This is a genomic window from Treponema sp. (assembly GCF_051883275.1).
Classification (GTDB): Bacteria; Spirochaetota; Spirochaetia; order Treponematales; family Treponemataceae; genus Treponema_D.
Map to the genome: position 1 here is coordinate 1 of NZ_JBJETK010000022.1, position 6,143 is coordinate 6,143.

A 6,143-nucleotide genomic window follows, 5' to 3' on the forward strand; every position below is an offset into this window, starting at 1 on the left:
TCTTGATAACGTCGCGTACGCCGTCATCGCTGTAGCGCAGGTCGTCCGCCTTTACAACGGCAGAATGAATCAGGAACAGGCGAAGAGCATCCGCACCGAATTTACTGATTGCCTCAACAGGGTCGGTATAGTTACGCAGAGATTTTGACATCTTGCGGCCGTCAGAAGCAAGAACAAGACCGTTTACAACACAGTTCTTGAATGCTGGCTTGTCGAAAAGGTGCGCCGCAAGAACAGTCAGCGTGTAGAACCAGCCGCGAGTCTGATCAAGACCTTCGGAAATAAAGTCCGCCGGGAAATGCTTTTCAAAATATTCCTTGTTTTCAAACGGATAATGATTTTGAGCATAAGGCATTGAGCCAGACTCAAACCAGCAGTCGAACACCTCTGGAATGCGGTGCATAGTACCGCCGCATTTTTTGCACGGAATCGTAATTTTATCTACAAACTGCTTGTGCAAGTCGTCAGGATAAACGCCGCTCAAATCCTTAAGTTCCTGCCGGGAACCGACACACAGCGTATGCTTGCAGTCAGGATTATCGCATCTCCAGATAGGAATCGGGTTACCCCAATAGCGGTTACGGCTTACAGCCCAGTCGCGCGCACCGGAAAGCCATTTTCCGAAGCGGCCTTCCTTGATATGAGCCGGCTGCCATTTAATCTGGCTGTTTGCCTTTAAAAGCCGCTCGTGCTGGTCTGCAACCTTTACGAACCACGAACCGATTCCGCGATAAATAAGAGGAGAACCGCACCGCCAGCAATGAGGATACTGGTGAAGCACTGTGTCGCGCTTTACAAGCTTACCCTCTTTCTTTAGGCGATCCATAATATCCTTGTCGCAGTCCTTGACAAAACGACCGGCGTAGTCAGAAACTTCTTTTGTAAATTTGCACTCAGCGTCCATCGGTTCAACGGCAGGAATTCCAGTGCCTTTAAAGACTTTTGAGTCCTCTTCACCGAATGCAGGAGCAATATGAACGATACCAGTACCGTCTTCGGTAGAAACGTAGTCCGCGTTGAACATACGGAACGCGCCTTCCTCGCACTTCTGGGAAGTCTGCTCCGCACAGTATGCCGGATCGGAAAGTGAAGCAAAATACGGGAAAAGCGGCTCGTACCTTGCACCTATAAATTCGCTGCCTTTTTTCTCGTAGATGACAGTATACGATTTTTCATCTTTATAATAGGAAGAAAGGCGCGCTTTTGCCAGAATGTAGTAATCGCCGGAATCGTTGTCAAGAATTTTTACGTAGTCAATATCAGGACCCATACAAAGACCTTCATTTGAAGGAAGAGTCCACGGAGTAGTCGTCCAGGCAAGGAAATACGTTTTTCCGTTCGTCATATCCGGGTCGCTGAATGAATCAGGAGCTTTTGTAATCTTAAAGCGGATTGTAATTGCAGGATCCTGCTTTTCCTTGTAGCCCTGTGCAAGTTCGTGCGTAGAAAGAACGGTGGAACAGCGCGGACAATACGGAAGGATGTATTTTCCCTCGTAAATCATTCCTTTGTCCCACAATGACTTTGCAACCCACCAGATTGACTCCATATAGTCAGGATTCATCGTTTTGTAGTCGTTGTCAAAATCAACCCAGCGTCCCATTCTGGTGATAGTCTGACGCCACTCAGAAGTATATTTCAAAACGGATGCGCGGCATTTGTCATTGAAATTTGCAACTCCGTACGCCTCAATCTCGTGCTTTGAGTTTATTCCAAGCTCTTTTTCAATCAGGTTTTCTACCGGAAGACCGTGGCAGTCCCAGCCGAAACGGCGTTCGACTTTCTTGCCTTTCATCGTCTGATAGCGCGGAATAATGTCTTTTATAGTAGAAGGAATAAAATGTCCGAAATGCGGAAGACCGGTTGCGAACGGAGGACCGTCATAGAATACATATTCTTCTGCCCCTTCGCGCTGGGAAATTGACTTTCTGAAAATACCATTTTTCTCCCAGAATTTTAAAATTTCCTCTTCCTGACGTGGAAAATCTGTTTTTGAATCTACAGGATTGTACATTGTCTTCCGTCCTTCAATACGAATATAAGGGAGCCTCTAAAAACTGCATATTTTAGGGATTCCAAAAAACAGGCAGCAACAAATAAGCTGAATGTGATTATTCAATGCCACCATATACGCTATTTTTAGTATTCCAAGAAAATACAACAAATAGCAAGAAAGAAATGATTTCGCTGAAAGTTCAATCATTTCTTCCACAACTCTTCAGAAATTTTTAGCCTGAAAAAAGGAAAATGCACAAATCACAGTAGCCGCTCTAAAAAACAGAAGTTCCCCGAGCTTCCCTATCCCGATTTGAAAATCTTCCACTGCCAGCGTAAAAATCCCAGTCCAAGTGTTGTTTCAAAAGCAAAGGCTTTAAAACTAAAATACTATATCAAATTTCACTAAAATAATCTATATAAAGGAAAAAAGATTAAGCATGTCCCGGCAAACACAGCAAGAATACAGCGCGTGGATAAAACCGCAGATACAAGAAAAAAGCCGTTTTTATAGTTTTTCTATATGTTGAAAAGCATAATTTGAATTAAAATTTATCCGTGGAATTTAATTACGGAGGAAATCCTTTTTAAGCTGTCCAGACAACAGCACCACAGGCGGCATTGTTTTTTCAGTGCCGCTTTTTTTATGCGGAAATTCTATCGGTTGAATTTTGCATAATGAATAATTATAATCACGCTATGATAATTATCGCTGAAATAGGGACTGCCCATGAAGGCTCGCTGGAAAAAGCCTTTGAGTATATCGATGCGGCGGCAGAGGCCGGCGCAGACTGTGTAAAATTCCAGTGGGTCTACGCAGATGAAATTCTGCACCCTGACACAGGCTTTGTAAATCTTCCGGGCGGAAAAAAGCGTCTATATGACACATTCAAAAGCCTTGAATGCGGCTCTGAATTTTTCAGCAGATGTCTTGAGCACGCGCACAAAAAAGGGCTGCTGTTTGCCTGCTCGCCATTTGGAGCAAAATCATTTGAAGAGCTTGCAAGCCTAAATCCCGATGCAATAAAAATTGCAAGTCCTGAGCTGAATCATTTTGAGCTTTTAAAAAAATGCGCGGAATACTATCAGAAAATTCCTCTTATCATTTCAAGCGGAGTTTCAACATTGGGCGACATCGAAAAGGCGATTCTTACAATCACGAAAAAAACAAGCGGAACTTTCAAAAGCCAAAAAAAACTTCCAGACCTGACACTTCTTCACTGCATAACATTTTATCCGGCACCGGAAGAGCAGTACAATGTAAGATGTGTAAAAACCCTGCGGGAAATTTTCGGAATTCCCACGGGAATAAGCGACCACAGCCTGAATCCGTTTCTTGTGCCGGTTCTAACAGTTCTTATGGATGGCAAAGTAATTGAAAAGCATATAACGCTAAGCAAAAGCGGCTCCGGTCTTGATGATCCGATTGCGCTGGAGCCTGAGCAGTTTTCAGCGATGGTTCATGCTGTAAACCAGGCCATTGCCATAAAAGAGCGTTACAAAAAAGAAGGAGAGGCCGTAAAGCAGAATCTGCATGAAGCAGCACAGCGTGAAATCATAAGGCAGCTTGAATATGAATTTCCAGAGGACAAAATAACAGCGGCACTTGGAACAGGCATAAAACATCTTGCCCCGTCGGAAGCAGAAAATTACGGAAGAACAAACAGATCGCTTCATTATATGAGCGCGCTAAAAAAAGGACACTGCATTCAGAAAAGCGACATTTCTGCGCTTCGCACAGAAAAAATTCTTTCGCCCGGAATAAGCCCGGAATTCGCTGAAAAAATACAGGGAGCGGTTTTGCAAAAAGACGTGGAATCAGGAGCAGGTGTGCAGTGGGAAGACTTTATTCAGAAATCCCAGCAGCATGATTCGGCTGAGTCAAATCAGAAATAAGCTTCAGACCGCGGACAGTCAAATCCTTGTCCACAACGGTGAAAATATCTGTAATCGGCTTCAGCACACTGTTCAGACCGCCTGTTGCAACAACCTTCACAGAATTCCGGTCATCGCCTGTCAGTTTTTCCATATCAGTTTTCACCAGACCCACAAGATACTCCACCAGCCCCTTGTATCCAAGCACAACTCCAGCCTGAATCGCAGTTTCTGTATTCATTCCAAGGCTTGAAGGAGGAGCTTCCAGCGGCACAAAAGGAAGCTGAGCCGCATTTGTTGCCAAAGCCTTTATAGCAGTTCCAAGACCGGGGGAAATTGTAACTCCGCGTATTATTCCCCTGGAATCACAAGCAGTCAAAGTGAGCGCCGTTCCAAAATCAACAGCGATTACAGGCCCGCCGCCAAAAAGATTCCATGCGCTGACAGCATTGCACAAAAGATCAGCTCCTATATTGGTATGGGGCGAAGAGGAATCCAGCCGCACTGGAAGAACACCGCTGTAGGCAAGCTCCGAAGTCACTATAAACGGATTCGCACCGCACAGATGCTGGCATACAATAACAAACGGGCCGATCAAAGCCGGAACAACAGAGCTTATAATCCCCTTGTCCAAAAGCTCAGTCTGAATTCCAGCCTCCTTGCAAAGTGTAAGAAGAATAGAAGTGTACTCATCGCCTGTCCTTCGCACATCGGAGGCAATTCTCCACTGAATAATAATCCTGTCAGCATCAAATACCGCAGCGACAATATTTGTATTTCCAATATCTACAGCAAAAAGCACTGCAAGCCCCCTGTTTTTCATAAAATATTGTATTTGCCTTTTTTTTTCAAGCATTTTCACAGGCGGTCAATAGATTGTGCAATTTTAATTTATAGTATAATATATCCCATTATGGAAAATTTTATTCAACCCAAAATTCTAAAAGGCTTCCGGGACTTTCTTCCGCAGGATGAAATTTTACGCTCCGGCTTGATTGAAAAACTCACTGCAACTTTCCGCTTGTACGGATTTGTTCCTATAGATACACCGATTCTTGAATACACAGAAATTCTGCTTAGAAAAAGCAACGGTGAAACTGAAAAGCAGATGTTCAGATTTGAAGACAACGGAGGGCGCGATGTTGCAATGCGCTTTGATCTGACCGTGCCTTTTGCGCGCTTTACAGCCCAGCATAAGGAAGAGCTTTATTTTCCATTCAAGCGCTATCACATTGCAAAAGTCTGGCGCGGTGAAAAGCCGCAGGCAGGGCGTTACCGGGAATTTGTGCAGTGCGATTTTGACACAGTCGGGAGCGACAGCGCAGTCTCGGATTTTGAAACACTGAGCCTGATGAAGGCGGCACTGTCGGCAATCGGAGTCAACGAAATAAAAATCCATGTAAACCACCGCGGAATTTTCAACCGCTTCCTAAAAAAACTCGGCATTTCGGAAAAATCAGAAGACATACTTCGCGCAGTGGACAAGATTGCAAAAGTTGGAGAAGAGCAAGTTTCACAGGAGCTTGCTGAAATCACAGGAAACGCGGAATTCAGCGGAAAAATTATTGACTACATAAAGCCCTTGCCTTCATTTGAAGAAACACTTATGCACATAGAAAATCTGGCTGGAGGCGAAGACGAAGACACAAACCGCATGAGGGCAATATACAAAATGATGAAAGCCGCAGGCATTGAGGGCACATACATTTTAGACCCTTCAATAACACGGGGACTTGATTACTACACAGGAATTGTCTATGAGACTTTTCTTGAAAAATTGCCGTCAATAGGCTCGGTCTGCTCAGGCGGAAGATATGACAATCTTGCCGGGCTTTACATGAAGGAAAAACTTCCCGGTGTAGGTTCCAGCATAGGACTGGACAGACTTATTGCAGGTCTTATGGAGCTGGGGCTCGCAGAGTCAAAAGGCAGCTATCTTGATGCGGAGATTTTCAACACAAACGAATCATTTATCTATCAGTATCAGTCAGTGGCAGAAAAACTCCGCCAAAAGGGAATTTCAGTAGAAGTTTTTCCTGAGCCTGCAAAAATGAACAAGCAGTACTCATTGACAGACAAAAAGCAAATTCCTTGGGGAATTCTAATCGATGACAAACAGGCAGAATCAGAAACAATAACACTGAAGAACCTAAAAACCAGAGAGATTTTTGAATCTATCTCCATCGAAGAAGCAATAGCAAAAATAAAAAACTGAAATTTTAAGCAGCATATCCTGACAATCCTCAAGGTATGCTGCTCTCATAAAAAACTGA

General features: G+C 44.1%; 4 protein-coding genes. 2 read left to right on the top strand and 2 right to left on the bottom strand.

The window, feature by feature from the left end; genetic code table 11:
* Positions 1-2,014: isoleucine--tRNA ligase (ileS, locus tag ACI4L0_RS03070; protein WP_439798699.1), on the bottom strand; the 2,014-nt coding region annotated here is incomplete at its 3' end.
* Positions 2,015-2,694: 680 nt separating this feature from the next.
* Here ileS and ACI4L0_RS03075 point away from each other — a divergent pair.
* Complete coding sequence (locus ACI4L0_RS03075) at positions 2,695-3,891, top strand: N-acetylneuraminate synthase family protein (RefSeq protein WP_439798700.1); 1,197 nt, start codon at positions 2,695-2,697, stop codon at positions 3,889-3,891.
* Here ACI4L0_RS03075 and ACI4L0_RS03080 read toward each other — a convergent pair.
* Complete coding sequence (locus tag ACI4L0_RS03080) at positions 3,842-4,693, bottom strand: type III pantothenate kinase (RefSeq protein WP_439798701.1); 852 nt, start codon at positions 4,691-4,693, stop codon at positions 3,842-3,844. The genes ACI4L0_RS03075 and ACI4L0_RS03080 overlap by 50 nt on opposite strands.
* 90 nt (positions 4,694-4,783) lie before the next feature.
* Between ACI4L0_RS03080 and hisS the strand changes: the two genes are divergently transcribed.
* Positions 4,784-6,085 (top strand): histidine--tRNA ligase, encoded by a 1,302-nt coding sequence (hisS, locus tag ACI4L0_RS03085; RefSeq protein ID WP_439798702.1) that lies wholly within the window; start codon positions 4,784-4,786, stop codon positions 6,083-6,085.
* The last annotated feature ends 58 nt before the right edge of the window (positions 6,086-6,143 follow it).

Bases quoted from the DNA above. Each gene is read 5' to 3' on its own strand.
- ACI4L0_RS03080 (WP_439798701.1), bottom strand. From the start codon at position 4,693: ATGAAAAACAGGGGGCTTGCAGTGCTTTTTGCTGTAGATATTGGAAAT.
- ACI4L0_RS03075 (WP_439798700.1), top strand. From the start codon at position 2,695: ATGATAATTATCGCTGAAATAGGGACTGCCCATGAAGGCTCGCTGGAA.
- hisS (WP_439798702.1), top strand. From the start codon at position 4,784: ATGGAAAATTTTATTCAACCCAAAATTCTAAAAGGCTTCCGGGACTTT.